This window comes from Sphingomonas sp. GlSt437, assembly GCF_048015635.2.
In the GTDB taxonomy this organism is placed as follows: domain Bacteria; phylum Pseudomonadota; class Alphaproteobacteria; order Sphingomonadales; family Sphingomonadaceae; genus Sphingomonas.
Genome location: NZ_JBPGYA010000002.1, coordinates 501,317 through 525,686, shown reverse-complemented (window position 1 = coordinate 525,686; position 24,370 = coordinate 501,317). Strand labels below are relative to the sequence as shown.

16 protein-coding genes and 5 pseudogenes are annotated in these 24,370 nt (G+C 57.5%); 5 read left to right on the top strand and 16 right to left on the bottom strand.

The window, feature by feature from the left end; all coding sequences use genetic code 11:
• The first annotated feature begins 14 nt into the window (after positions 1 to 14).
• Positions 15 to 836 carry a hypothetical protein gene (locus ACLB0R_RS11985; RefSeq protein ID WP_416643465.1) on the top strand — a complete coding sequence of 274 codons (822 nt, stop codon included), beginning with the start codon at positions 15 to 17 and terminating at the stop codon, positions 834 to 836.
• Here the strand turns inward: ACLB0R_RS11985 and ACLB0R_RS11980 are convergent.
• From ACLB0R_RS11980 to ACLB0R_RS11965, 4 genes and pseudogenes are all read right to left on the bottom strand, one after another.
• A pseudogene (locus ACLB0R_RS11980) lies at positions 781 to 2,144 on the bottom strand (IS3 family transposase). The gene ACLB0R_RS11985 and the pseudogene ACLB0R_RS11980 overlap by 56 nt on opposite strands.
• A gap of 86 nt (positions 2,145 to 2,230) precedes the next feature.
• Positions 2,231 to 2,413, bottom strand: a pseudogene (locus ACLB0R_RS11975) (IS21 family transposase); the annotation flags it as partial.
• A gap of 98 nt (positions 2,414 to 2,511) precedes the next feature.
• Positions 2,512 to 4,074, bottom strand: coding sequence for an ISL3 family transposase (locus tag ACLB0R_RS11970; RefSeq protein WP_416642936.1), 1,563 nt, complete (start codon positions 4,072 to 4,074; stop codon positions 2,512 to 2,514).
• Between the two features lie 157 nt (positions 4,075 to 4,231).
• Positions 4,232 to 5,794: an ISL3 family transposase gene (locus ACLB0R_RS11965; RefSeq protein ID WP_416642936.1), complete on the bottom strand. Its 1,563-nt coding sequence runs from the start codon at positions 5,792 to 5,794 to the stop codon at positions 4,232 to 4,234.
• A 108-nt stretch (positions 5,795 to 5,902) separates the two neighbouring features.
• On the opposite strand from ACLB0R_RS11965, the pseudogene ACLB0R_RS11960 reads away from it, so the two are divergent.
• Positions 5,903 to 6,336: pseudogene (locus ACLB0R_RS11960) on the top strand (integrase core domain-containing protein); the annotation flags it as partial.
• 198 nt (positions 6,337 to 6,534) lie between these two features.
• Here ACLB0R_RS11960 and ACLB0R_RS11955 read toward each other — a convergent pair.
• From ACLB0R_RS11955 to ACLB0R_RS11920, 8 genes are all read right to left on the bottom strand, one after another.
• On the bottom strand, positions 6,535 to 8,022 hold the full coding sequence (locus ACLB0R_RS11955; protein WP_416643466.1) for a TylF/MycF/NovP-related O-methyltransferase: 1,488 nt from the start codon (positions 8,020 to 8,022) through the stop codon (positions 6,535 to 6,537).
• A gap of 23 nt (positions 8,023 to 8,045) precedes the next feature.
• Entirely contained in the window at positions 8,046 to 8,789 is a 744-nt protein-coding gene (locus tag ACLB0R_RS11950) for a glycosyltransferase family 2 protein (protein ID WP_416643467.1), read from the bottom strand.
• Between the two features lies 1 nt (position 8,790).
• Entirely contained in the window at positions 8,791 to 12,360 is a 3,570-nt protein-coding gene (locus ACLB0R_RS11945; RefSeq protein WP_416643468.1) for a glycosyltransferase family 4 protein, read from the bottom strand.
• A 69-nt stretch (positions 12,361 to 12,429) separates the two neighbouring features.
• Positions 12,430 to 13,350 carry an NAD-dependent epimerase/dehydratase family protein gene (locus tag ACLB0R_RS11940; protein WP_416643469.1) on the bottom strand — a complete coding sequence of 307 codons (921 nt, stop codon included), beginning with the start codon at positions 13,348 to 13,350 and terminating at the stop codon, positions 12,430 to 12,432.
• A gap of 280 nt (positions 13,351 to 13,630) precedes the next feature.
• Positions 13,631 to 14,335, bottom strand: a complete 705-nt coding sequence (locus ACLB0R_RS11935; protein ID WP_416643470.1) for a hypothetical protein — start codon at positions 14,333 to 14,335, stop codon at positions 13,631 to 13,633.
• Positions 14,316 to 14,570: a phosphopantetheine-binding protein gene (locus ACLB0R_RS11930; protein WP_416643471.1), complete on the bottom strand. Its 255-nt coding sequence runs from the start codon at positions 14,568 to 14,570 to the stop codon at positions 14,316 to 14,318. The genes ACLB0R_RS11935 and ACLB0R_RS11930 overlap by 20 nt, the downstream gene beginning before the upstream one ends.
• Entirely contained in the window at positions 14,563 to 16,206 is a 1,644-nt protein-coding gene (locus ACLB0R_RS11925; RefSeq protein ID WP_416643472.1) for an AMP-binding protein, read from the bottom strand. Before ACLB0R_RS11925 ends, ACLB0R_RS11930 begins: the two co-directional genes overlap by 8 nt.
• Positions 16,207 to 16,358: 152 nt before the next feature.
• On the bottom strand, positions 16,359 to 18,038 hold the full coding sequence (locus tag ACLB0R_RS11920; protein WP_416643473.1) for a glycosyltransferase family 2 protein: 1,680 nt from the start codon (positions 18,036 to 18,038) through the stop codon (positions 16,359 to 16,361).
• A 305-nt stretch (positions 18,039 to 18,343) separates the two neighbouring features.
• On the opposite strand from ACLB0R_RS11920, the pseudogene ACLB0R_RS11915 reads away from it, so the two are divergent.
• Together ACLB0R_RS11915 and ACLB0R_RS11910 are read left to right on the top strand one after the other, a co-directional pair.
• Positions 18,344 to 18,511 (top strand): annotated as a pseudogene (locus tag ACLB0R_RS11915) (IS3 family transposase); the annotation flags it as partial.
• 235 nt (positions 18,512 to 18,746) lie between these two features.
• Positions 18,747 to 19,508, top strand: a complete 762-nt coding sequence (locus tag ACLB0R_RS11910; RefSeq protein ID WP_416643953.1) for a sulfotransferase family protein — start codon at positions 18,747 to 18,749, stop codon at positions 19,506 to 19,508.
• A gap of 46 nt (positions 19,509 to 19,554) precedes the next feature.
• Here ACLB0R_RS11910 and ACLB0R_RS11905 read toward each other — a convergent pair.
• The 4 genes and pseudogenes from ACLB0R_RS11905 to ACLB0R_RS11890 form a co-directional block, all read right to left on the bottom strand.
• Positions 19,555 to 20,191: pseudogene (locus ACLB0R_RS11905) on the bottom strand (transposase); the annotation flags it as partial.
• A gap of 232 nt (positions 20,192 to 20,423) precedes the next feature.
• Positions 20,424 to 21,071 carry an ABC transporter ATP-binding protein gene (locus ACLB0R_RS11900; protein WP_416643474.1) on the bottom strand — a complete coding sequence of 216 codons (648 nt, stop codon included), beginning with the start codon at positions 21,069 to 21,071 and terminating at the stop codon, positions 20,424 to 20,426.
• Complete coding sequence (locus tag ACLB0R_RS11895) at positions 21,068 to 21,865, bottom strand: ABC transporter permease (protein ID WP_416643475.1); 798 nt, start codon at positions 21,863 to 21,865, stop codon at positions 21,068 to 21,070. Before ACLB0R_RS11895 ends, ACLB0R_RS11900 begins: the two co-directional genes overlap by 4 nt.
• Positions 21,862 to 23,031, bottom strand: a complete 1,170-nt coding sequence (locus ACLB0R_RS11890) for a capsule biosynthesis protein (RefSeq protein WP_416643476.1) — start codon at positions 23,029 to 23,031, stop codon at positions 21,862 to 21,864. Before ACLB0R_RS11890 ends, ACLB0R_RS11895 begins: the two co-directional genes overlap by 4 nt.
• A gap of 175 nt (positions 23,032 to 23,206) precedes the next feature.
• Here ACLB0R_RS11890 and ACLB0R_RS11885 point away from each other — a divergent pair, with 175 nt between their 5' ends.
• Positions 23,207 to 24,337: a polysaccharide biosynthesis/export family protein gene (locus ACLB0R_RS11885; RefSeq protein WP_416643477.1), complete on the top strand. Its 1,131-nt coding sequence runs from the start codon at positions 23,207 to 23,209 to the stop codon at positions 24,335 to 24,337.
• Positions 24,338 to 24,370: the final 33 nt, after the last annotated feature.

Below are 24,370 nucleotides of genomic sequence, written 5' to 3'. Positions count from 1 at the left end.
CGGGATATTCTCAAGTGAGCGTCTACAATCACATTGAGCGATTCATATTTGGCTCCGGGGGTCAAGAGCGCAGAAAAACCAGAAGGCGCATTGAGCGCCTGAAAAGCGTAATTATGACTGAGGAAAACAAGAAGGCGGGAATCTTCAACGCGGATTGGTATGAGCGAATATATCCGGATGTTCCAGCTGCCGGCGATACCGCATTTTATCATTATATGCGGCATGGGCACGAAGAAGGTCGAAATCCCGGTCCGAACTTTGATACTCACTTTTATCTGACAACCTACCCCGATGTAGTGTCATCGGGAATGAATCCGATCGTTCATTATGTCCTTCATGGTCGCGCTGAGGGCAGATTGTGCAAAGGGTCGGGCGCTGGATATTCGGCTACGGCATCGGGCGAAGCGCGCCACGTCATCGTAAAGGAAATGTCTTTCCCTTCTGGCGGCGACGCTGCCGTTCTCGTCGCGCATGCGCCGGCCGGCAGGCTTAAGCCGCACGTCCTGCCCTACATGGAGCATCTCGTCCGTTCCGGCTGTTCCGTATTGCTGGTCGCCGTCTCCGATCGACCGCTGGAATTTCTCGACGACGAACTCGCCGTGGCTTCCGGGGTAATCGTGCGGGAAAACGCCGGATATGACTTCGGCGCTTGGGGCCACGCGTTTCAGATTTACCCCGCACTATTCGGCGCAGGGTTGCTGATGATTGTCCGTCGTCAGAACATTCTGCACAACTCGCGGCGTAAATTAGCGGAGTGCAGTCCTCGTCTGTCGGTTGATGTTATGCGGCGAGCTTGCGGTGTTGCAAGCGGCGATGTTCGATGGTTTGTTGCTTGATCCTTTCGCGCTGTTGGAGGATGGCTTGTGCCCTGCCGAAGTAGGCGTCGGCAGGCGTCACGTTGCTGAGGCTTTCGTGGTATCGGCGGTGATTATAGTGTTCGACGAAGGCCTCGATCTGAGTTTCGAGGTCGCCGGGCAGGAAGTAGTTTTCCAATAGGATGCGGTTCTTGAGCGTCTGATGCCAGCGCTCGATCTTGCCTTGTGTTTGGGGGTGACACGGCGCACTGCGCACATGGCTCATCGCGTTGGCCTCGATGTATTCCGCCAGTTCTTCGGCGATGTTAACTTGGTCCGTTATCGCTGAGCAGCCTGGGCTTGTGCAGGACGCGGGCCTGATCACAGCCTGAGGCCTGCAACGCCATGTCGAGCGTGTCGGTCACATCCTCGGCCCGCATGTTGGTGCAGAGCTTCCACGCGATGATGTAGCGGCTGAAGTCGCCGAGCACGGTCGACAGATACATCCAGCCCCAGCCGATGATCTTGAAGTAGGTAAAGTCGGTCTGCCACATCTCGTTGGGCCGGGTGGTCTTGGTGTGGAAGGCGTCGGCAGCCTTCACCACGACGAACGCGGGGCTGGCGATCAGGTCGTGGGCCTTCAAGAGGCGGTAAACCGTTGCTTCCGATACATAATAGCGCCGTTCGTCGGTAAAGCGCACCGCCAGTTCCCGGGGTGACAGCTCGGACTGTTCCAAAGCCAGTTCGATGATCTGATCGTGGATCGCATCGGGGATACGGTTCCACACGCGGCTTGGTGCTGATGGCCGGTCTGCCAGCGCCTCGGGGCCGCCGTCGAGGTAGCGGTCATACCAGCGGTAAAAGGTCCGGCGGGCAATGCCGAGCTGGTCCAGCGTGCGCTTGGTGGGCAAGTGCGATTGCTCGACGATCCGGATGATCTCGAGCTTTTCGGATGCTGGATACCTCATGCGTCGTCCTCCCCATCCGCGATCATGCTTTTTTGAGCAAGCGATTTTCGAGTGTCAGGTCGGCCACGCATTCCTTCAGGGCACGGGCTTCACGGCGCAGGTCCTGCACTTCGCCGGTGGTTGCGGCACGGGCAGTGTCACCGGCCAGGCGGCGCTTCCCGGCCTCCATGAACTCCTTGGACCAGGTGTAATACAGGCTCTGGGCAATGCCTTCCTTGCGGCACAGCTCGGCAATGCTATCTTCGCCGCGCAGGCCGTCGAGCACGATACGGATCTTGTCCTCGGCAGAGAAATGCCGACGAGTCTGGCGACGAATGTCTTTTACCACCGCTTCCGCAGGGGCCTTGGCCGGCGACTTTTGCAAGGAATGTTGGGCCTTCATCTTCGTTCCTTCGTCACTACGACGAAGCCCCAACCCTCCTTAAATCGCAACCTCAAATCTGTGCCATTGGTGCTGACGGGGGACAGCCACGGCGCGATCTTCGGCTCCGACCAACTCTCCCGGTTGTAATGGAACTCCGTCTCGTTCGACCGGATCACCTTCCGGACAACTTTGCGTGAAAGCCCAAGCTCCCGGCAGATCGCCTTGATCGGATTCTTCTGAACGAAATACGCGCGGCGGATCTTCGCGACTGTCTCCACGACCAGCATCCTCGATCAGGCCCCCCATGTCTTCCATGAAGGCCATTGTGAACCCCTCGTCGCCGGGGTCCCTTTTAGGCTCTGACTCATATTCCGTGCAATTCTGGTCATGCTGGCGCCATAACTCTGGCCTTGAGCAGGTCGATCTTCGCGCGCCCGTACATTTGCCGTTTTATCAACTTGAGGCGGTTGACGTTCCCTTCGACCTGTCCGCTGGACCAAGGGCTGGAAATGGCAGCGGCCACGGCATCCTTGTCGGCCTCCACGCCTGCTGCGAAGGCAGCGAGCTTGGTGCTGGCGGCCTTGGCGATCCACGGATCGAGGCGGGCCTCGTCCTTCGAGCGCATCATCGCGTGGAAACGGTCGAGAACGTCACGTGCCACGACCAGCGCGGGCACGGCCCGCTCGACCACAGCGTTGATCATCGCCGTCTGGGCCGATCCGGTGCCGCGTTCGGTCGTCATGCTACGGGCAATGGTGCGTGCGCTCATTGCGGCGCCGACGGCGTGGCCGAGTTTTTCGTCGCGCCGCCGGCGGGTGGCCCATTCGCTGACCACGCGCAGCGAACCGGCAAAGCCCGATGCCTTCAGTCGCCGCCACAGCTCTGCGCCCACCCTGCATCCGGCGCTCCATTCTGCCTCGAGTATGAGCGACCAGGCATCAAGCGAACTCTCCCGGCTACGAAAGGTATCGTGACGCTGGCCACGCAGGATTTTGCGGATGGTCTGGCGCGACACGCCGGTGGTGTGCGCCATGACCCTGATCGGCGTGCCTTGGCTGGCCAGATCCAGGATCTGCCGGTTGAGTGCCTCACGGATCTGCGCGCCGTCCCACTGCAGGCGTTCGGCACGGGTCAGGGTTGCGGGATCGACCGGCCCGGATGGCGCCAAGATCCGGCGCAAGCCAGGCATTTCCATGCGCACTGCTGCCAAAAAGGCTGCCGATGCGTTTTCGAAGAGATGCCAGCGGTCGGCGACCTGTTGCGCCTGTGGTGCCGCCTCGGTTGCCGCGGCGACATAGCCTGCGCCACGATCCCGGCAAATGGTCGCAACTTGCGGGTTCTCCTGCAGCCACGCCACGACGGTCTCGCGTTGCCGGTCGGGCAGCAGGTCGATGACCTGGCGGCGCTCCAGATCGACGATGATCGTGCCGTAGGTGTGCCCGCGCCGCCAGGCGAAGTCATCGATGCCGATGACCCGCGGGGGTGGCGCAGGTTCGGCCATCGGATCGCCATGACGCAGAACACGCAACATCGTGTCGCGCGACCACGGCACCGCCAGACGCGCCATCATCCGCGCGCCCGGTCTGCCGCCCAGCGCGACCGCCACCGCATGCAGCAGTGCCTCGCAACGCCCGACCCGCCGGCCATATCGGCGGGCGAACGCTGGTGGCAACGGTTCACTGAAGGTCGTGCGCGGGCATGGCGCATGGTTGCACCGCAAGCGCCGCACCTTGAGCCGGAGCTCAACTCTGGCACCGCTGATCGGCAAATCTGTCAGCGTGCGATCGTACGTGCTGTGGCGCGATCCCGACGGCGTGCCGCAATCCGGGCAGATCCCTTGCGATGCGGCCAGTCGACCGGACATCCGCACCATGCCCTCGACGATGGCCCTGCCTTCAACGATTAGTCCCGGTAACGACAGGCTGCTGTCCCATGCCTTTGCGACCACTGACATTCCTCCCCACTAACCATCAGCAGGAATCCAACAGTCCGCGCCCTGTCCTGTCAATTCTGCACGGAATATGAGTCAGAGCCCCTTTTAGACGCCGATCACCCCGCCAACGGGGTCCTTATTCGGCTCTGACTCATATTCCGTGCAATTCTGGTCATGCTGGCGCCATAACTCTGGCCTTGAGCAGGTCGATCTTCGCGCGCCCGTACATTTGCCGTTTTATCAACTTGAGGCGGTTGACGTTCCCTTCGACCTGTCCGCTGGACCAAGGGCTGGAAATGGCAGCGGCCACGGCATCCTTGTCGGCCTCCACGCCTGCTGCGAAGGCAGCGAGCTTGGTGCTGGCGGCCTTGGCGATCCACGGATCGAGGCGGGCCTCGTCCTTCGAGCGCATCATCGCGTGGAAACGGTCGAGAACGTCACGTGCCACGACCAGCGCGGGCACGGCCCGCTCGACCACAGCGTTGATCATCGCCGTCTGGGCCGATCCGGTGCCGCGTTCGGTCGTCATGCTACGGGCAATGGTGCGTGCGCTCATTGCGGCGCCGACGGCGTGGCCGAGTTTTTCGTCGCGCCGCCGGCGGGTGGCCCATTCGCTGACCACGCGCAGCGAACCGGCAAAGCCCGATGCCTTCAGTCGCCGCCACAGCTCTGCGCCCACCCTGCATCCGGCGCTCCATTCTGCCTCGAGTATGAGCGACCAGGCATCAAGCGAACTCTCCCGGCTACGAAAGGTATCGTGACGCTGGCCACGCAGGATTTTGCGGATGGTCTGGCGCGACACGCCGGTGGTGTGCGCCATGACCCTGATCGGCGTGCCTTGGCTGGCCAGATCCAGGATCTGCCGGTTGAGTGCCTCACGGATCTGCGCGCCGTCCCACTGCAGGCGTTCGGCACGGGTCAGGGTTGCGGGATCGACCGGCCCGGATGGCGCCAAGATCCGGCGCAAGCCAGGCATTTCCATGCGCACTGCTGCCAAAAAGGCTGCCGATGCGTTTTCGAAGAGATGCCAGCGGTCGGCGACCTGTTGCGCCTGTGGTGCCGCCTCGGTTGCCGCGGCGACATAGCCTGCGCCACGATCCCGGCAAATGGTCGCAACTTGCGGGTTCTCCTGCAGCCACGCCACGACGGTCTCGCGTTGCCGGTCGGGCAGCAGGTCGATGACCTGGCGGCGCTCCAGATCGACGATGATCGTGCCGTAGGTGTGCCCGCGCCGCCAGGCGAAGTCATCGATGCCGATGACCCGCGGGGGTGGCGCAGGTTCGGCCATCGGATCGCCATGACGCAGAACACGCAACATCGTGTCGCGCGACCACGGCACCGCCAGACGCGCCATCATCCGCGCGCCCGGTCTGCCGCCCAGCGCGACCGCCACCGCATGCAGCAGTGCCTCGCAACGCCCGACCCGCCGGCCATATCGGCGGGCGAACGCTGGTGGCAACGGTTCACTGAAGGTCGTGCGCGGGCATGGCGCATGGTTGCACCGCAAGCGCCGCACCTTGAGCCGGAGCTCAACTCTGGCACCGCTGATCGGCAAATCTGTCAGCGTGCGATCGTACGTGCTGTGGCGCGATCCCGACGGCGTGCCGCAATCCGGGCAGATCCCTTGCGATGCGGCCAGTCGACCGGACATCCGCACCATGCCCTCGACGATGGCCCTGCCTTCAACGATTAGTCCCGGTAACGACAGGCTGCTGTCCCATGCCTTTGCGACCACTGACATTCCTCCCCACTAACCATCAGCAGGAATCCAACAGTCCGCGCCCTGTCCTGTCAATTCTGCACGGAATATGAGTCAGAGCCCTTATTCCACGCCGAAACACACCGCGTGCTAACGGTGATCGACACGTTTCCCGGTTCTTTCCGGTGCTCGATCCCCGCTTCAGCTACCGCGGTGAGGACGTCGTTCAGACCCTTGAGATGACCTGCGCCGTCGTCGGCTATCCAAGGACAATCCGGGTCGACCAGGGCTCCGAGTTCATCAGCCGGGACCTGGACCTATGGGCCTACACCAACGGCGTGACGCTGGATTTCTCCCGGCCCGGCGAACCGACGGACAACGCCTACATTGAAGCGTTCAACGGACGGTTCCGAGCGGAGTGCCTGAATACCCACTGGTTCCTGACGCTTGCAGATGCCCGCGAAAAGTTGGAGGAGTGGCGCAGATACTACAACGAGGATCGGCCGCACGGTGCCATCGGCAACAAGCCCTCGATCACGCTGATGAATCCCGGTGACGCACCCAGCCCGTCACCGTGACCCTGGCCGGGAAACTCTAACCCGGGGTGGTCCAGAGAATGGTGTCGGATCAAATCGACCCAGGACTCTCGTTACCGCTGGATGAGAAACGGGGAGCATGTCATCAGCATTGCGCGCTACCGACACTTCAAGGCCCACGGAACGCAGGCTAGCCCGTCGGATGAAGCCGGACCGAATGATGCCGACTTCCCGCTGAAATTAGGCCAAACGGGTCAGCAGATCGAAACGCGACAAGTGCGACAGCTTTGGCAATGGTACGTTGGGATCGCCCACATGGGCCACCGGCTCGAACTTACCCCGCCAAGCAATGCCCATTATCTGCATCGTATTGTAGATACCCGTGCTCCATCCCGCATTAGCCAACATCGCAAGACCGGCGGCGACATAGGGGCTGGTCAGGTCGTGGAACATTACACAGCTGTCCGCGGCCATGAACTGCGCCGCCGCCTTCGCATCGTTCATCGGTGATGGGCCCTCGTGGTAACCGTCGATGAATGCGAATGCGTATGGCACACTAGTCGTGGCGTGTACCGCCGCGAGCACGCCCGGTGAGTAACCGGGCCATAGCGCGAACGAGCCGGGGCCGTTCACCTGCTTCAGACTGTCCCTTACAGCAGAAAAGTGGTGATCATCACCCAGCGCTGGATCGATAACATCAAGGATTAGCCCGGCCTTGACGAGGTGCGCAGTCGACCAAGCATAGTGGCAGCCAACCTCGACGCCCCGCAGGCCGTTGAACGCGAGCGCATTGTTGAAAAGCAGTTCCGCTTCTTCGACTGAAATCGCACCCGTATTCGGTTGGCGCCGCGCACGGACATCGCTACGCCACACGTGCGGTACCTGCCGACGCAGGTAGATCCAATCGATTACCCCGACATCACGCGCAATTAGTTCAGGAAAGCTGCCCAGAAGATTCGCCGCCCGCAAGCCCGGCGGCGTATAATCGTATCGTTCGACCGGATTTTCATTGAATTTGACCGAAGGTTTTATGGCAATTCTTCCCGTATAATCGATGTATTGTAACAGGGGCTTGGTCTGGCCAGACAGGAAATATTTGTCGAAATAAGTGTCGACAGCCTTACGCGCGCCATACCAATGACCGAAGTCATCTATCAGAAGAACACCGTTTTCAACCAGCTTCGGGAATAGAACCTCAAGCTCTACCAGCGTGCTGTCGTAAAAGTCGGTATCAAGCCGAAGAAGGGCGATCTCACCGATTTCGATGCTATAAATAGTCTCACGCACATCTCCGACGACGTACTGCACAAGCGCCGGATCATAGCCGGTCCGCGCGACATTTGATTTGACCTCTTCGAGCGACGCGAAGGCCCAGACCGGTTCCGTTTCGCGACGTTCGGCCGAAGTGGTCATTAAATATTCAGCCGTTGCGCCGTCACGGTCTACGTCGAACTCGCTGGGCTCTGTCATTCCGGCGTAGGTATCGAACAGCCAGAACCGCCGGTTTGCGATGCCGAAGTGTTGCAGGGTCATCATGGCGATCATCGACGACCCCCCCTTCCAGACGCCACATTCGACAAAATCACCGGCAAGGAAATTCTGATGAATGTTGCGGATCGCCCGGAACAATGCGAGGCCGCGTTCTAGCGACGTCATTGTGTAAGGGCGACAAGCGTCCCAGATCGGCCCGAACGGCCGGTCCTCAGGATCTAGATCAGCGATATCCATGAGTGAATTTTGCCAACGTTAAACTAGGCCGAACGTCCAGACTTTTCAGACCATAGCTTCCGAGACAGCGCGTAGATGCCAGTATGCGCTGGCACCACGTCGCTGTCGGCGCTACGGGCGAGCAATGATCCTCCGCGCCTGCGCTTAAAATGAACAGTATATGGAACGGGCTTATGGGGGATGCCCGCAAGTAATGTGACACAATTCCACTGCCAGTCCTCATAACCGAACCCCGACTTCAAATCATTCTTCCGAACTGGGTAATCAAGATAAATGTCACGCCAAGTAAATATCATTGCATCCCAGTAGTTTCCGACCGTTAGATACGAAGGATCGAAATCTTCGGCCTCCGAATCTGCGTGAATCCACACATTCTGACCGCCGCCAAACAAGATGTTTATTTCTGAGTGGGCAACAACTTTCTTGCTTCTCGCAAGGCAAAAACGCGCAGCCTCAGTAATCCAATTATAGCTCCAGAAGTCGTCGGCATCAAGGTAACTGACAAAATCGCCCGTTGCCTTGCTGGCCGCGAAATTGCGCGCGGTGGATATGTCTCCAAAATCGGTATCGTAGATCGCAACGCCTGGAACCTCAGCCTCGCGAATGACTGCCTCGGTCAGTTTGTCGGCACGGTCGAGAATGAAAATCGGTTCGACCTCGATGTGGTTGGCTTCGGCGTGGCTGCGTGCCTCACAGAAGCTTGCGATTGACGGGCCAGCGAGCAAGCCTTCGTTATGCGCAGTGATAATTGCCGAAACTTTCGTCAAGTCAGGCCTCCTTGCCAAAGATCATGTCAAGATCCCGCACATAGCGAGTTTGGGAATAGCGGTCTTTTGCGCGGTTCTGAAGTCTCCGAGCGCGTTGAACTCGTTGCTTGGGATCGTCGAGAGCCTGTGATATGATACGAACATATGTCTCTGTGCTGTCCGCGTCGACCACGGGGTAACCGGTTGTGTCATCGATCAGTTCCGGTACACCGCCAACGGCAGAAGCAACAACGCATACCCCTCGGATCGCGATTTCGATCAAGATCGTCGGCATGCCTTCCCAAGCCGACGTGAACAGCCACAGGTCAGCACTATCGAGCGGGAGTTCATCGTAACTGGAAAAACTCGGCTGCAGTAACAGATTGGATGGCGATTGAGTCATGTCGGGAGGGAAATCAAGCACCGCGTCACCCCAGCATAGGAAGTCTACATGAGGCATCTGCCAAGCTATATGCTGGACGAGGTCGAAACGCTTTTGCCGGTCAAGACGTCCTGCCCACAGAACTCTGGGACGTCTGCTCGCTAGCGATTCAGTGCTGACCTTGGCGAGCGGAAGCCTTGGCGGGATGCTGCGCGCAGGCGTGAACAGAGCGTAGGTGCGCTGACCGATTTCCTGTGAAGGCCGGTACATGCGGGCCAATTCGTCGCGCAGGTAGATCGTGTCGGTAAATAGCCCGGTCAGGTTTGGCGCCGTTGAGGCGTAGAACATCGACGGGTATCCGACCCTAATCCCGTCAGGTGTCTGATCCCAACAGAAGAGATACGAATAAAGATTCACGTGGGGACGTAAACGGCGACCGAAGCGCTCGAGCGTACGCCAAACACGGTTGCTGTTGACGTTGATCAAGCGTTTGGGCTCGAGTATTTTCATCAGGGTGAAAATCAGGCGCTCTGCTACATCTTCGGGGACCTCCGACAAGATGTCGGAAATATAGGCGACATCGACACCAGACGGGACCCAGTCCGGGCGATCAAAGTTGGGCCTGTCGACCCGCAGGATCAGAACATTCTCGTCCGGCCGGGCAAAGCGCACCGCCTCGGCCAGCTGGCAGGCCACTAGGTCGGCACCGCCGACCCTGAGCCAGGGCACCGTTATAATAGTGCCATAGTGCTTGCCGGGTATCCGGTCCTGGAGCTTCAAGATCGCAGGATAGGCGCGATCATGGAACGGTGGAGCGTGGTACGCGTCGCCCTTTCGGAAATTTCCAATCACAGGATCGAGGGCGACGGCCCGACGGACGATCTCCGTCAACACTGGAGATGCCACAATCTCGTTTAGCCGCTGCTGCGTTCGACCCACACCGCTCGGCAAGCCGATCTTTTCACTCGGAACCCCGGTTGAAGCCCAGAAGATGCGTAGATTGTTCAATTCACGACCTGCAAGGTCGTCAACCTTGGGGAACAACGTCAACCGCGCGCACTCGTCCACTTTGCGCCCTTCATAGACACCGTGTAAGAGAAAGTGGCGGAAGCCCCATATACCGTGGGAACGAATGTCGGCGTGCGCCGCTTGATATGCTTCTTCGGAAAATAGACGTGTTGCCACCTGCTTCTTTGGCCACCCCCTGCGCAGGTAGTGGAGCAACGGGGGATCGTCTGCACCGAAGACATTCTTCTCGTAGAGCTCAGGTTCGAACAGCGGGCTCGGCGCGAGGCCCTTCCGGATACCCCGGTCAAGAAAATCCACCAATCTCTTGGTGCCTGAGGCGGTCTCGGGAAGGGCACCCTCACCGTCGTATGTGTAGGGCGAAAACATGGCCATCATGGCGAGCATCTTGTCAGCATCCAGCTGAGCCACCCATGAGGCTCCCGCGCGGCAGATGGCCAAGTAATTGTCGAGTCCCGGCGAACTGCCATCACCTTCAACGTCGAACGTTGCCATCAACAGCCGTGATGGAGCCAGCCCTCGGGCCGCACCAAACAGCAGGTAATGCAGATACGCGGGATAGCCGCTCTCGGCCTCGAATCGTTTGTATGACTGCATATACCATGCCGGATCGAAGGCGAATGTTGGCATGCGATTTTCGCCAAGGCCGTGAAGCACGAAATGCTCGAAAAGGTCAAAATCCACGCCTGCGAAGTCACGATAATAGGATTGGTAGAAGGTTTTGTCGAAGAATTCGGTCGGCGCCCGCCAGTTCGGCCGGCGCTTCCTGAGCCAAGCTAGCAGTGCGGGCCCACTGGTTTCGCCGGTAAGCGCGCGGGCAAGTGCGGGATCAAACAGCGGCCCTGGAGGCAGGTCCTGGTCGAGACCATACTGCAAGAAATGGTCGAGTAGGCTTTCCGTCGGAGCGGACGGGTCTAGCCCGGCAACGGTAGCATAATATCGGGGCACGAAGAGGGCCCGCACGAGCGGGAGATCCTCCTCGCGACCGCCTGCGGCCCACCCCCCAGCACTATCTTGCCGCGATGAAACGACCGGCCCGCTGGCCAAGTCGTCATCCTTGGTAAAGCCGGCCTCCCGCCAGAACAGCTCCCAGTTGTGGAACTGTCCGCCTGCCGAGTCGGGCGGCAGTGACCAGGCCCCCGTCCGCTCGGACCCATCGATTCGACGTCCTTCAAAAATGCCGTGCTCGATAAAATGCAGGAAGCCCCAGATCTCGGGGCCGCGCATATCGGGCCAAGCGTCGGCATAGATTGCATCGTCGAACAACGAAGTCGGTACGACCCTGTTCTTCATCCCGTACTCAAGAAAGTGTAGCAAGGGATTAATTTGGTCCGTGTCAGCGATATTGACCCGCTTAGCGTACAATGCGCCGTCAAACAGCGGCCCCGGGTCGATGCCAGCAACAAGTCCTCTATCCAGGAAATGTTCGAGCCTTTGGAGGCCACCGGAATCCGCCGGGCATTCTCCATTGCCATCATATGTGTCCGGGTTGAAGAGAAAGAGCACCGTGCGGGCCCGTTCAGCGCCGAGGCGAGCAATCCATGGACGCACTGCCCTTTCAGCCCGGGCATAGGTTTCCGCAGGATCCGCCGCCGCCGTCGAGGTCCGGCGGAAAACGCTCAGCAGGCCCGCGCTCGGCGATATGCCGCGTTGGACCCCGTACAACAGAAAGTGGATATAAGGTGGCAACCCAATTTCGCCTTGCCTACGGTCAACGACCGCGTCGTACCACTTTGCGTCAAAGAGTCCGTTCGGTTGTCGTCCCTCGCGAACGCCGTGCAAGAGAAAGTGTTCATATGGGCTGCATTCAGGTTCGGCGACATCCGGATACAGGCCGCGATAGACTTCGGGGTTGAAATGGCGGATCGGTACAATATCTCGTTGAGCGCGGAACCAGCGGATCACATCCGGCAGGTCGGCTGACTGAGATGGTCCCGCTTGTTCGAGGAAGGTCTGGCGGTCGAAAAGTGGGGTCGGCGACAGATTGAGGCGAAGCCCAAAGCGCATGAAATGGTTGAGCAATTCAGTGTTATCGTAACCCGAAAGCCCGGTCATGCGCGCATAGTGCTGGGGCACGAAAATCGCCTCTAAAAACGTCCGCTCTTCAGCCGTCAGCGGCACGGCGGGCCTCTTGAGGCCGAGCCCGACCAGCATTGGATCGATCTTTTTCAGCCAAGCTCTCATTGCCCCCATCCTTCTATACAATATACAGCTAACGTCGAGGTCCTGTGCCCGTAAGAGGGAGCCGCAGTGCTAGACGATACCGGCACGCGACGCCCACAATTCGGCAACAGTCTGATCAAGCGCCCGGGAAGGATGCCAGCCAAGCTCCCTGCTGGCTTTCCGGCAATCGAGTACGATAGCGGGCACATCTTGCGGGCGAGCGGGAGCAAGTTCAAGCGGTACCGGCTTGCCAGTTATCCTTCCGACGAGCTCGAGCACTTCCCGATTGCTGATGCCTGCACCCGAGCCGATGTTCCATGTGGCGCCGTGCCAGTCGGTGTCGAAGCAAGACATGATCAGCGCATCGGCGACATCATCGGCATCGACAAGATCACGCACATTCGAGCCATCACCGAAAAGGGTAATGGGCCGGCCCGAGATGATCGCATTCATAGCCACGCTCACAAGCCCCTGCGTTGTCGATCGGGCAAAGCGCCCGACCGGATTGGATACACGCAAGATTCTGAAGTCCAGCCCTTCAGTTCGGGCGAAAAACTGCAAGGCTTGTTCTGCCATCAATTTACCGAGCCCATAGGCTGAAATCGGTCGGCAGGGCTGGTCTTCGGCGATAGGGCCCACGCCGTGAGCGCGCCCATAAATGGTCCCACCCGAAGAGGTGAAGATCAGCCGGCATTGCGCGTTCTCGCGGACGAGCCTTTTCGCGAGCCGCATCAGGGGCGCGACGTTTTCGTCCAGTTCCGACCAGGGACGGTCTACAAAGGTCGCGACAGTTGAGGTCGCGGCCAGATAGATGATCGAATGAGCCTCGCGTAGCGGGGCAAGACCAGCCTCTTCGCCAAAATTGGCCGCCGAAATGAACACTTCGCGCTCAGTTAAAGGAAGCGCCGGCTCACACCGGGCAACCAAAACAACTTTCTCATCCGACCGTGCGGCCAGCCGCATCCTAACATGGCTGCCCAGAAAGCCCCCCCCCCCATAAAGGATAATCATGCGACCACCATCCATTTAGCTAATGCCCGCGACTTCTCTGGGAACCGCCCCAAACCTTGCGAGAGGCCCGAGGCGAAGAGACTCGACCCAAGACAAGTGACGCCACCGCACCCATCCTTCGACAACCGGATAGGCACTGCGATCATCTGGCCCTTCTCACTTCAGATGTAAGCACACAAAAGCAAGACTAAGAAGCACAGCATCACGCTTCTGTTGAGGCAATAGTTGGATTCCACCGAATGGGAAGCCGGATCCCGGGAACGAAACATACGTGAGTGGGTTACCCTCGTTCGGCAAAATTTTCAAGGACTGCGTGCCAGTTATCGACGTCATACTCGTTAGCAGTTGCGTAATTCGCTAGACTCAAAACGGTCCCTCGAAACACTCGTGGCGCTATTTCTTTTGAGGTTCCTAGTTCGTCTTTGTCCGTTCGCTGTCCGCCGACCACAAGGAGCCGATTGGTCTGGTTTCCAGCGATGCCATCAAGTCCGCTTCGCAGCCGGCAGATTTGGTCATCCGTTACGCCGTCGGCGCTGAACACACAGACCAAATTCCCGTCGCGCAATCGTGTGCGAAACGCATCTATCTCGTGATAGACCCTCTTACGCTCGATCTGAAACAAGCGTGTGAGCTTCTTTTCTGGAAGAGAAAAGTTCCCGCACCCGTCTGACTTGAGCGCCGAATGAAATGCCCATTCGAATCGTGACGCCATGACCATGTCAGCCGTGTGGGGCCGAACGTTCGACAATTCGAAGCAATCCTGAAAATCACTTTCGAGCAGATCGGACAAGCTTTCGATCGCGATGGAGGTCCAGCGAAAGACCGACGGCCGGACGTCCCCGAGATCCCGCAGCACGAAGCCGAACTCGCAATTGGAACCAAGTGGTTCAAATAAGCCTACATTCATCTTGGGCGTTGGAGCATGAGCACTGTGGTCCGGGTGTGCTATAGCCGAAACCATGTGATTAACCTGGGTGTCGTCCATCTTGCTCGATAACCCTTATCATATCGCCAATATTCCGGGTTTCCAAAATCTTCTCGATGTCCAACTCGCGTTCAAGTGCTTCCTCCAGGTTGAGGAGGAGGTAGGAGGTGGAAATCGAATCCCAACCCTGAATGTCGGTAGCCGACATATCATCACGCAAGCTCTCAGGCGAAATATTGAAAGTTTCCGCTATGCATCGGTAAACCGACAGCCGCAGCGCGTCGGCGTCACTCACGCTCAAGCTCCTTATACAATTTGAGATTGTCCTTTCGGCTCAATTTCCCGCTGGTAGTCTTCCGCAGTGTTTGAGGCGGAAGCAAACGGAAATCAGCCAAGCTGATCCCGAACCGATCGATCACCATGTTCCGGACTGCACGAGCAATGGTCGCTTCGAGCGAAAGGTCTGCACCCTCGGCGAGGATGACGAGTGCGGCATCACCACTGGCGGTGTCGAAAGCCGCGATGGCAACGGCCCGGCCCGGAAGGACTAAGTCGAGTTCGTTGACAGCCTCCTCGATCTCGTGGGCGTAGAAATTCTTGCCGCGGATGACCAAAAGATCGTCAACCCGGCCGGTAACGAAAAGTTCGCCCCGGACGAAGAATCCGATATCGCCCGTGTGGTGCCAGCCGTCGATCAAGCGCTGCGCGGTGATCTCGTCGCGCTTGTAGTAGCCTGCGTACATGCTCTTGCCCGTAAGGGCGATTTCGCCAAGCATCCAATCTGCGTGTTGCGGCACACCCTGCGAATCGATGACCGCCACGGTCGTCCCGGAAATCGGCATGCCGCAGGACAACACTTCAATCGCATCGTCCCCCGTAGCTAATTCTACGGTTCGTCCCTGGCGCAAGGATTCGCTTCGGACGCGGATGACGCGCGGTTGCTCGGCAAGATCAGTCTGGGTGACGGCAAACACATTCTCGGCCATCGCATAGCAAACCTGAAGGGCATGATCGGACAAGTTACGAAATTGTGGAATTCTGCGAAATTTCTCGAAAGTCGCCGGCTTACAGGGCTCGGAGCAGTTTATTATCGCCTTGACAGTCCCGAGGCTCCATTCGCCAGCTCGTGCGAGATTGGCGATGTGATTGAAGGCAAAATTGGGCATCCAGACATACTCTCCGCCGAACGCATCGATTTCGTCCAGTAGTATGGTTGGCTTCGCACTCCAAACGAAGGGGTCGATGTGCACAACCGGACAGCCAACGATCATCGGCATCAGAAAACAGGCGATAAAGCCCATATCGTGATAAAGGGGCAGCCAGCTCGCAATCCGGTTGCCCGGTTCAAGACTAAGCGCCTTCGCGTAATTTTCGACCTGGTTGAAGATTGCCTCATGCGTCAGCATTACTCCCTTCTTCAAGGCCGTTGTGCCGGAACTGTGCTGCAGGACAGCCAGATGGTTGCTACTGATTTCGTCACTCGATTGCCCCGGATCGACATCGGCGGCCGTGAACACGCGTGTCACGGTCGTACCGAGCCATCTGTCGATATCCGTAATATTCTCTTCATAGGTGTAGATAGCCGAGATCCCACTCAGGCGGAACAACTCGGCGTGCGAGGTCCAGTATGCGGCCTTGTCCTGCTTGGGGGTAGGGAAAGGCATGATCGTCGGCACTAGACCAGCCATCAGGGCACCCAAAAACGAGCTATACAGCTCCACAGAGTGGCGCAGTATTATGGCAATTACCGACCCGCGCGCGAGGTCGCACTTGCGGAAGTGCGCGTTCGCAACCATGGCCAAGCTGGCGATTTGCCGGTAGCTGTACACCACCGAACCACGTGCATTTCTAATTTTTAGAAAAGTTTCGTCGCCACGCAAATGGGCGTTGCGCAGGAACGCGGCGGCAATATTTGCCTGCGAATCGGGCAAGGCGGTACCCCCGAAGTAGTAAGAAATCAGACATCACGGCCTGCTGTGATTGCCCTCCGACATTGGCCGAGCGGTTGCAAGAGAAAAAATTAGCGCCCTGTTGTGGCAGGCGGGCCCTAACGACGCCTGCCGCGTCCGGCGTTCGATAAAGCTTAAACGGCGATCCGGTACTCCTCGCTCGCACGGTCCAGCGCGGGATGGTGGACGGGGTCCATATAGGATTCGGTTGCCCAACGCGCCTGCAATTCAGCCAACTCGCGCAGATAGCGCGCCCTGTGCTCGGGGGAGAAATCGCTTCCGCGCGATTTGCTTTCCAGGTGGAGAAGGACCGACTGCGGTGCATAGACGTTGCGCCAGCCATGACGCTGGAGCTTTAAGCAGAAATCGACGTCGTTATAGGCAACCCGGAATGCCGTCTCATCGAGACCGCCCACTGCTTCGTATTTGTCGCGAGCCACGACCAAGCAAGCTGCGGTCACCGCGCTGACGAAATGAGCGGAATGCGCTAGCGCGAAGTAGCCCGGCTTGCTGTCATCGAGAGCCCGGTGGACGTGCCCCGCGGCATTGCCGAGCCCGACGCAGACCCCGGCATGCTGGATCGAGTGATCGGCATAGAGCAGCTTGCTGCCCACAGCGCCTATGCCCGGCCTGACGGCGTAACGCATCAACTCCGTCAACCAGGAGCCGTTCCGAATTTCAGTGTCGTTGTTGAGAAGGCACAGGTAGCTTCCACACGCTTCCCTTGCGGCAAAATTGTTTATAGCGGAGAAGTTGAAGGGACCTTCAAACCGTAAGACTCTCACGCGGCGGTCCCGCGTTATGATGTTAAACCAGGCCCGCGTACGGGGCTCACAACTGCCATTGTCTACAATCAGGATTTCGAATTCAGGATAGTCTGTGTCCGCCAGGATGAGCTCGACACAGCGCGACACTAACGCCACCTGATCACGTGTTGGAATAATTATGCTGACGGTTGGCAAAACATCAGGTAGTGGCCATGAAACTCGCAAAATCCCGAAGCGGTCTCTTGCTACTGTTGCGCCTGTTCCAGCAATGAAGTCGCGAACATGCGCAAGACGTTCCTGCTGCTCCCTAGCTTCGTCAATACCCGGGGGAAGGTGGGCCAGGATCCTCGGTACGTGCATGGGAGCTTCTGACGCCTTCGAGGCGACGTGCAGCAAAAGAGCGTGCACCGACGGTGCCCGGGCGCTAAACGCAGTTACGGCCACCTTCACAAGACTGGTCCGGATAGCGCAAACCTGCGAGACGTAGTCCTGGGCCAAAGCGAGCTCCGCGTTCCATCTTGGCTTGAAATAGGGATCTCGTCGCCGTCCGAATGCATCGACCCGATCGTGATCTCCAAAATACGCCGGAAATTCGGGTGCGCTCACGAAGCATGCCGCGAACTCCTCGAGCGCTTTGTCTGCCAGAACCGTCTCCCGCCCCACCGGAACGACCAGGTCAGAGGTGCAGGCAATGATCGCATCACGCAGGCAACAGAAGGCTTCGGGCGCTGACCCGGGTCGTGCGCCTGCCCAATCAACAATCCAGTCTTGGGCCTCGACCGCCTCTGTCGATCCCTGTGACAGGCGCACGACGCAGATAGATACCCTGCGTGTCGGTCTTGCCTGCCGCGTGCGGTGCAACACCTCAACTAGATCGATCCAGGCCGCGTAGGGCTCCAACACGATGAGGGCAGCGTCACGCAAACGCCTCGCGGCCCTTTCACGACGGTTAGTGAGACGCAACCATGCGACCGCCAGGGCCTCGTCAGGCCGCTCTAGCAGCACGCGCTTGAACAGCCTCCAGTTCCTTGCACGGCTGCTGGCCATGCCTCCTTTGGGTAGCTCCTCAGTGCACATGGCACCGATTGCAAGACAAGGGGTGTGCGGCGACTTCATCCGGTAGCATTTCTTGAACGAAGATTAAGACACAAATTCTGACATCATCTACAGTGCTCTCGGCACTGGCATTAATCCGTTATCGAACATAGAGGAACACCAATCATCTTAAGCATCCTTCGGAAACGAGTTGCTCGTATACCATAGACATTGTCCCCCGTCAGCACCAATGGCACAGATTTGAGGTTGCGATTTAAGGAGGGTTGGGGCTTCGTCGTAGTGACGAAGGAACGAAGATGAAGGCCCAACATTCCTTGCAAAAGTCGCCGGCCAAGGCCCCTGCGGAAGCGGTGGTAAAAGACATTCGTCGCCAGACTCGTCGGCATTTCTCTGCCGAGGACAAGATCCGTATCGTGCTCGACGGCCTGCGCGGCGAAGATAGCATTGCCGAGCTGTGCCGAAGGTTCTGACGACGGACAACGTTAGATCCGCAGCACTGCTTTCGCCGACCACGGCCTCCATCCCATGTGGGCGAGAAATTTATGGCCAAGGTGAGGTGTTTTGGCTGCGGCAACGTCATTCGGTCCAGGTGTCAAATGGGGAGGGCCATTCGGGGTTTTGTGGCTCGACAGTTTGGCGTGAATTCAGTCTATGAAGGCGTCTGGTGATGCCTCTAATTTAGGACGGGCGTGATTGTCGATGGTACTCCAAAATCCTTGGGCGAACCTGATTTCCGCCGATAGCCAGCTCTATCAGTTTTTTGATGTAGAAGTGTTATCTCACTCTATTCATATTTCGCCCAAGTACCGTTATCTATTTTGCGAGACGCCGAAGGTTGCATGCTCGACAGTGAAATCAACGCTACAGCGCGCTGAGTTATCATGGCCAGAGCTAGAATATTCTGATGATGAGTTTATCCATAATCGACAGTATTCACCTCTTATCGGCCCACTACAAACTGGTGATTTCGCTCGAACCATGAATGATCCTAATATATTTAAGTTTGCTTTTGTCAGGAATCCTTTCACTCGGGTGCTTTCTGGATTTTTGGACAAAATTCGACGGAATCAGCCACAGAAAGCGCAGATCTTGCGAATGTCTGGACGATCTGGCCACGACCTCTCAGTGGAAATTTCATTTTCCGAATTTATTGATGCGATTTGTGCTATGCCCGACTCGATGCTAGATGTTCATTGGGCGCTTCAAAGTCAGGTAATCTTTCTCGACTCGATCAACTATGACTTTATTGGAAGGTTCGAGCAACTTGAACATGACGCAAGATTAGTGTTCGATCATCTGTCTATAGACTTCGAATCTTATTGGAAAAGGCACGATCCTCATCATACAGGAGCGGATAATCGTTTATTGGAATACTTTGATTGTGAATTGATTGAGAAGGTTTTATTAAGGTATGATAATGATTTCAGATTATTCGGCTACGACAGGAGCTTGCCTATTTGATCATGCTGACGTTCGGCATTTGAAGGGGTATCCGATGCAAATATAATGGTGACAGCTCGGACTGTTCCAAAGCCAGTTCGATGATCTGATCGTGGATCGCATCGGGGATACGGTTCCACACGCGGCTTGGTGCTGATGGCCGGTCTGCCAGCGCCTCGGGGCCGCCGTCGAGGTAGCGGTCATACCAGCGGTAAAAGGTCCGGCGGGCAATGCCGAGCTGGTCCAGCGTGCGCTTGGTGGGCAAGTGCGATTGCTCGACGATCCGGATGATCTCGAGCTTTTCGGATGCTGGATACCTCATGCGTCGTCCTCCCCATCCGCGATCATGCTTTTTTGAGCAAGCGATTTTCGAGTGTCAGGTCGGCCACGCATTCCTTCAGGGCACGGGCTTCACGGCGCAGGTCCTGCACTTCGCCGGTGGTTGCGGCACGGGCAGTGTCACCGGCCAGGCGGCGCTTCCCGGCCTCCATGAACTCCTTGGACCAGGTGTAATACAGGCTCTGGGCAATGCCTTCCTTGCGGCACAGCTCGGCAATGCTATCTTCGCCGCGCAGGCCGTCGAGCACGATACGGATCTTGTCCTCGGCAGAGAAATGCCGACGAGTCTGGCGACGAATGTCTTTTACCACCGCTTCCGCAGGGGCCTTGGCCGGCGACTTTTGCAAGGAATGTTGGGCCTTCATCTTCGTTCCTTCGTCACTACGACGAAGCCCCAACCCTCCTTAAATCGCAACCTCAAATCTGTGCCATTGGTGCTGACGGGGGACACACCCACTCTCCCGTCACCCACATCATGCTCTGGTACCGACTGTGGTGAGTCTCGCCCTCGGAAGCGATCGAGATAGATAGCGACATAGCAGCGCATAACGCCGCGTATCTCTAAGGCTCGGTATCTCGCAACCAGGGATGAAACACCTACAGTCGTGCGTAGTGTGCTACGGCCTCCTCCACATCATCATAGACTGTTGCGAAACCACCATCGAGCAGAACGGCTTTGTTGCACTTCTCGAGTATAGCAGCTGTGCTATGCGAGGCTACGATCATCGACCGATCATGTCGCTTGCCGAACATCTCATCGTTGCACTTTTGCTGGAAATTTGCGTCACCAACGAGCAGCACTTCGTCGATCAGGTAGCAGTCGAACTCGACTGCCAACGACAATGCAAAAGCTAGCCGGGCTCGCATGCCCGACGAATAGGTCTTGACGGGCATACTGAGCTGTCGACCAAGCTCGGTAAACTCTTTGATGAAGTCCTTCATTACGGCAAAATCGCGATTGTAAATTCGGGCGACGAAGCGAGCATTATCATAGCCGGTCAGACTTCCGTGAAAACCGCCGAAAAAGCCGAGCGGCCACGACACCGTCATGGTCCGCTCGACGTTGCCAGAGGTCGGGAATTCTACCCCACCAATGATCTTGATTAGCGTGCTTTTCCCTGCTCCGTTGCGGCCAAGAAGGCCAACTCGGTCGCCTTGATGAATCGTTAAATTAACTCCCTTAAGTACGTGCTTTTGGCTGGCGCCATGGGAGTAAATCTTTGTAATATCCCGGCAAATAATCATTCGATGGCCAAACCACGTCGGACATGGCGGCACAGCATTAATCCTATCAATGTACCTACGGTTGCGCAGACGAGTGGATTCCAGATGTCGTAATAAGCAGTGATTTGCTCACCCCAAATCCCCTTACGCATCATTTCCATTCCGTTCACGAAAGGGGAGTAGAGGAAAAAAGCGCGAGCCCCAGGGGCAACCCAATCAACTAGATAGAACAATCCGGAGAAAGGAATCATAATATAAGTAACAACAGGTATCAACTTCTCTAGCACTTCCGACATCTCAGATAAAGGTGATATAATAAGACATACGGCCAAGACAAAATAAGAGTATAGAAACCACCCGCAGAGAAAAAGGCCCATGTCTGATGGTACGGGGAGATCGCCAATAATAACTAAGACAATCGCCATAAACAAATACGCCATCATGCTTCCAAGTACTTCAATAATGAAGCGGGATATAATGAAATCAATGACTTTTACTTGCCGGTGATAGAGTAAACTCTGATTAACGGTAAAGACCGCTACACTGCGCGACACCCCATGGCGAAACAGGGTGATGGGAATATAGCCGGTGGCCACGAAACCAACGACGCTTAATCCATGCTCCGTCGGGCCACGGGAAAAATACCAGACGATGCCTACGAGCCCGGCAAAAAGCAGCGGCTCGACCATCACCCAAAGAAATCCGATATTCTCACGACCGAACCGCGTGACCAGTTCGCGGACCATTAGGGCGTGGATCACGCGCGCTTGCACCGTCCAGCTGTTGCGCAGCTTACGTAACGAGACTGTCGTCACGATCGTTCTTCCGGCGCGTGCTCGAGGACACCAACCGTGAACATCCAAGCAATGAAGTAAAAACACAGCGCGGCACCGAAGACGATCAGCACCGTCATGAAGCGCCGCGGCAGCAGGGGACCGTCGGGGATGTTCGGGTCAACCACGCGTTCGAGATAGAATTGTTGGCGCTGCGCCTCGGCGCGCGCCTGGACAAGTGCGGCGTTCGCCGCATTCAGGCTCTGAGTGGCAAATTCCTGCTCGACCAGCAGGTTCTCATACCCGCCCAGCTTCGATGCAATGCCGCTACCGGTGCCGACCACACGGCTATCCTGCGCATCGATCTGGACCGAGATTGCGTTGATCCTGTTGCGCAGCGCGGGGATTGACGGATTGCGAGGCGCGACACGCTGCATTAGGTCTAACTGCGCCTTCAACGCTGCACGTTCGGCCGTCAGCGAGTTGGCAATCTCAAGCACGCCGGTTGCTTGCTTGCTCGGATCGATAAGTTCGGCCGAGTTGCGATATTGCGCGATTTGAACCCGGGCGGCACGTGCTCGCTGCGTGGCCAGCTCCACCTGGCGCTGCGCTTCGGTGATTCCCTTGCTTTGCACACGGTCATTTAGTTTGTTCACCAGCGCTTCGCTCAGCAACAGCAATTGGTGGTTAATCTCGTAGGCATCGCGCGGGGTGAACGCCTTCACCTGGATAATCGCCGTGCCACCTTCCGTATCAAGACGAGCGTCGACCATTTTGCCGTAATATTTGTAGAGGCTTTCAAAAGAAGCATCGCCAAACGGCAGCGGAAAACGTGAGAGGAAATCGACGTTCGGCCGGGCGAACTTCTGACGCACACCGCCAGTGGCCTCCAACGCCCGAAGCGCGTCGCGCGACCGAACATAGGTCAATACTTCGTTGGTCTGCTCCTGCCCCCCCGACAGGCCAGTGGTCTGGACCAAGTTGGCAAGCGTCGAAACCTGCGATCGCTTTTGGTCCGGACTTTTGATCACAAACCGGGATTCGGAAATATAAATATCCGACGCGATCAGACCATAATAGACGGCGGCTACGACGGTTGGCAAGACGACTAAAATAAGGAACCAGCGGCGCTTTCGGGCCCATGCGACCAGCACTGACTCTGCGAGCCGCACCTGCGCCTCGATGGGAAAGGGTGGGTTCGCATTCATAAATTATTACAGCGTCCTCAGTTGGCGGTGCTGCCTTGGCGCTAGGCGACCAAGGCGCGATGCGCAAGACCAAGCTACCTCGCCGCAGGATTTATCCGGCGACTATTGTTCATTATCCGATCGCGATGCTAAGGGGCCTCCCAGCACGCGGTTGCCGCTAAGAGATACACAATCAATGCTCCTTCGAAAATGTTTATCACTGGTTTTGCTGGCGGGCTTGGCCGGCTGCGCGACGTTGCCTTCCAGCGGTCCGACCGGCGGTCAGATCAGAAAATCTGCGACCGCGCCGATCCAGGGTGCTCCGATTGAAATCGTGGATGTCGGACAGCTGGCCGACATTCCGGCATTGCCTGGCGTTGCGCTGCCAGCCAGCGTGCTGCCGCAATTTACCCCGACGCCGACAGACATGGTGGGTCCAGGCGACGTTCTCGACATCAGTATATACGAAGCGGGCGTCGCATTGTTTGCGACCGGCCAGTCGGCTGGCCAGCAGGGGCAGTTGACAACACCTGGCGTCCAGGTCCAGCGATTGCCACCCACGCGGGTTGATGACGCGGGCGACATCGTGATCCCCTATGTCGGCAAAGTGCACGCTTCGGGTCGGACGACCGGCGAAATCCAGACGGCGATACGCAAGTCGATGCAACGCCTTTCGCAGAACCCCCAGGTGCTGGTGACGCTGAACCAAGCTATCACTAACTCGATCATCATTGGTGGTGAAGTCGCGCGGCCGGGTCGGCTGGTACTGCAAACCAACCGGGAAAGCCTGTCCGACGTGATCGCGCTTGCTGGTGGCTATCGGGGGAGTTCTAAGGACCTGATGGTTCGCGTTGTTCGTGGTGATGTCACGGCGGACATCCGAGTAAACGATATTGTAGAGAATCCTGCGCTCGACGTTCGGATTCGCCCAGGCGACCGGCTAATGCTGGTGGATGACCCCCGCACATACAGCGTTCTTGGGGCGTCTGGTCGCGTTGAGCAGGAATCGTTTCGTCGATCATCGGTGTCGCTCGCAGAGGCGATCGCTACCGCTGGCGGTGCAAATCCGAACGTAGGTGATCCTGCAGCGATTTTTCTTTTCAGGTATGTTCACACTGCTGACGGCAAAGAAATCCCGCGCGTCTATCACATCAATATGCTCCATAGCAGCGCATTTTTTCTGGCTCAGAAGTTTTTGATGCAGGATAAGGATGTATTGTACTTCGGCAATGCAGCGGCGAACCAGCCTAGCAAAATGATACAGTTGATCAGCTCGCTATTTTCGCCGATCGTTACAGTGACTAGTGCTGCCACTGTACTGAAATAATTTTCGGATACTCTACGAACGAGTTTGAAATCG

What these genes read in the sequence shown, in the direction of transcription:
- ACLB0R_RS11955 (WP_416643466.1), bottom strand. Translation starts at nt 8,022, where the DNA reads ATGGATATCGCTGATCTAGATCCTGAGGACCGGCCGTTCGGGCCGATC.
- ACLB0R_RS11945 (WP_416643468.1), bottom strand. Translation starts at nt 12,360, where the DNA reads ATGAGAGCTTGGCTGAAAAAGATCGATCCAATGCTGGTCGGGCTCGGC.
- ACLB0R_RS11940 (WP_416643469.1), bottom strand. Translation starts at nt 13,350, where the DNA reads ATGATTATCCTTTATGGGGGGGGGGGCTTTCTGGGCAGCCATGTTAGG.
- ACLB0R_RS11935 (WP_416643470.1), bottom strand. Translation starts at nt 14,335, where the DNA reads ATGGACGACACCCAGGTTAATCACATGGTTTCGGCTATAGCACACCCG.
- ACLB0R_RS11920 (WP_416643473.1), bottom strand. Translation starts at nt 18,038, where the DNA reads ATGGCCAGCAGCCGTGCAAGGAACTGGAGGCTGTTCAAGCGCGTGCTG.
- ACLB0R_RS11910 (WP_416643953.1), top strand. Translation starts at nt 18,747, where the DNA reads ATGGTACTCCAAAATCCTTGGGCGAACCTGATTTCCGCCGATAGCCAG.
- ACLB0R_RS11900 (WP_416643474.1), bottom strand. Translation starts at nt 21,071, where the DNA reads ATGATTATTTGCCGGGATATTACAAAGATTTACTCCCATGGCGCCAGC.
- ACLB0R_RS11890 (WP_416643476.1), bottom strand. Translation starts at nt 23,031, where the DNA reads ATGAATGCGAACCCACCCTTTCCCATCGAGGCGCAGGTGCGGCTCGCA.
- ACLB0R_RS11885 (WP_416643477.1), top strand. Translation starts at nt 23,207, where the DNA reads ATGCTCCTTCGAAAATGTTTATCACTGGTTTTGCTGGCGGGCTTGGCC.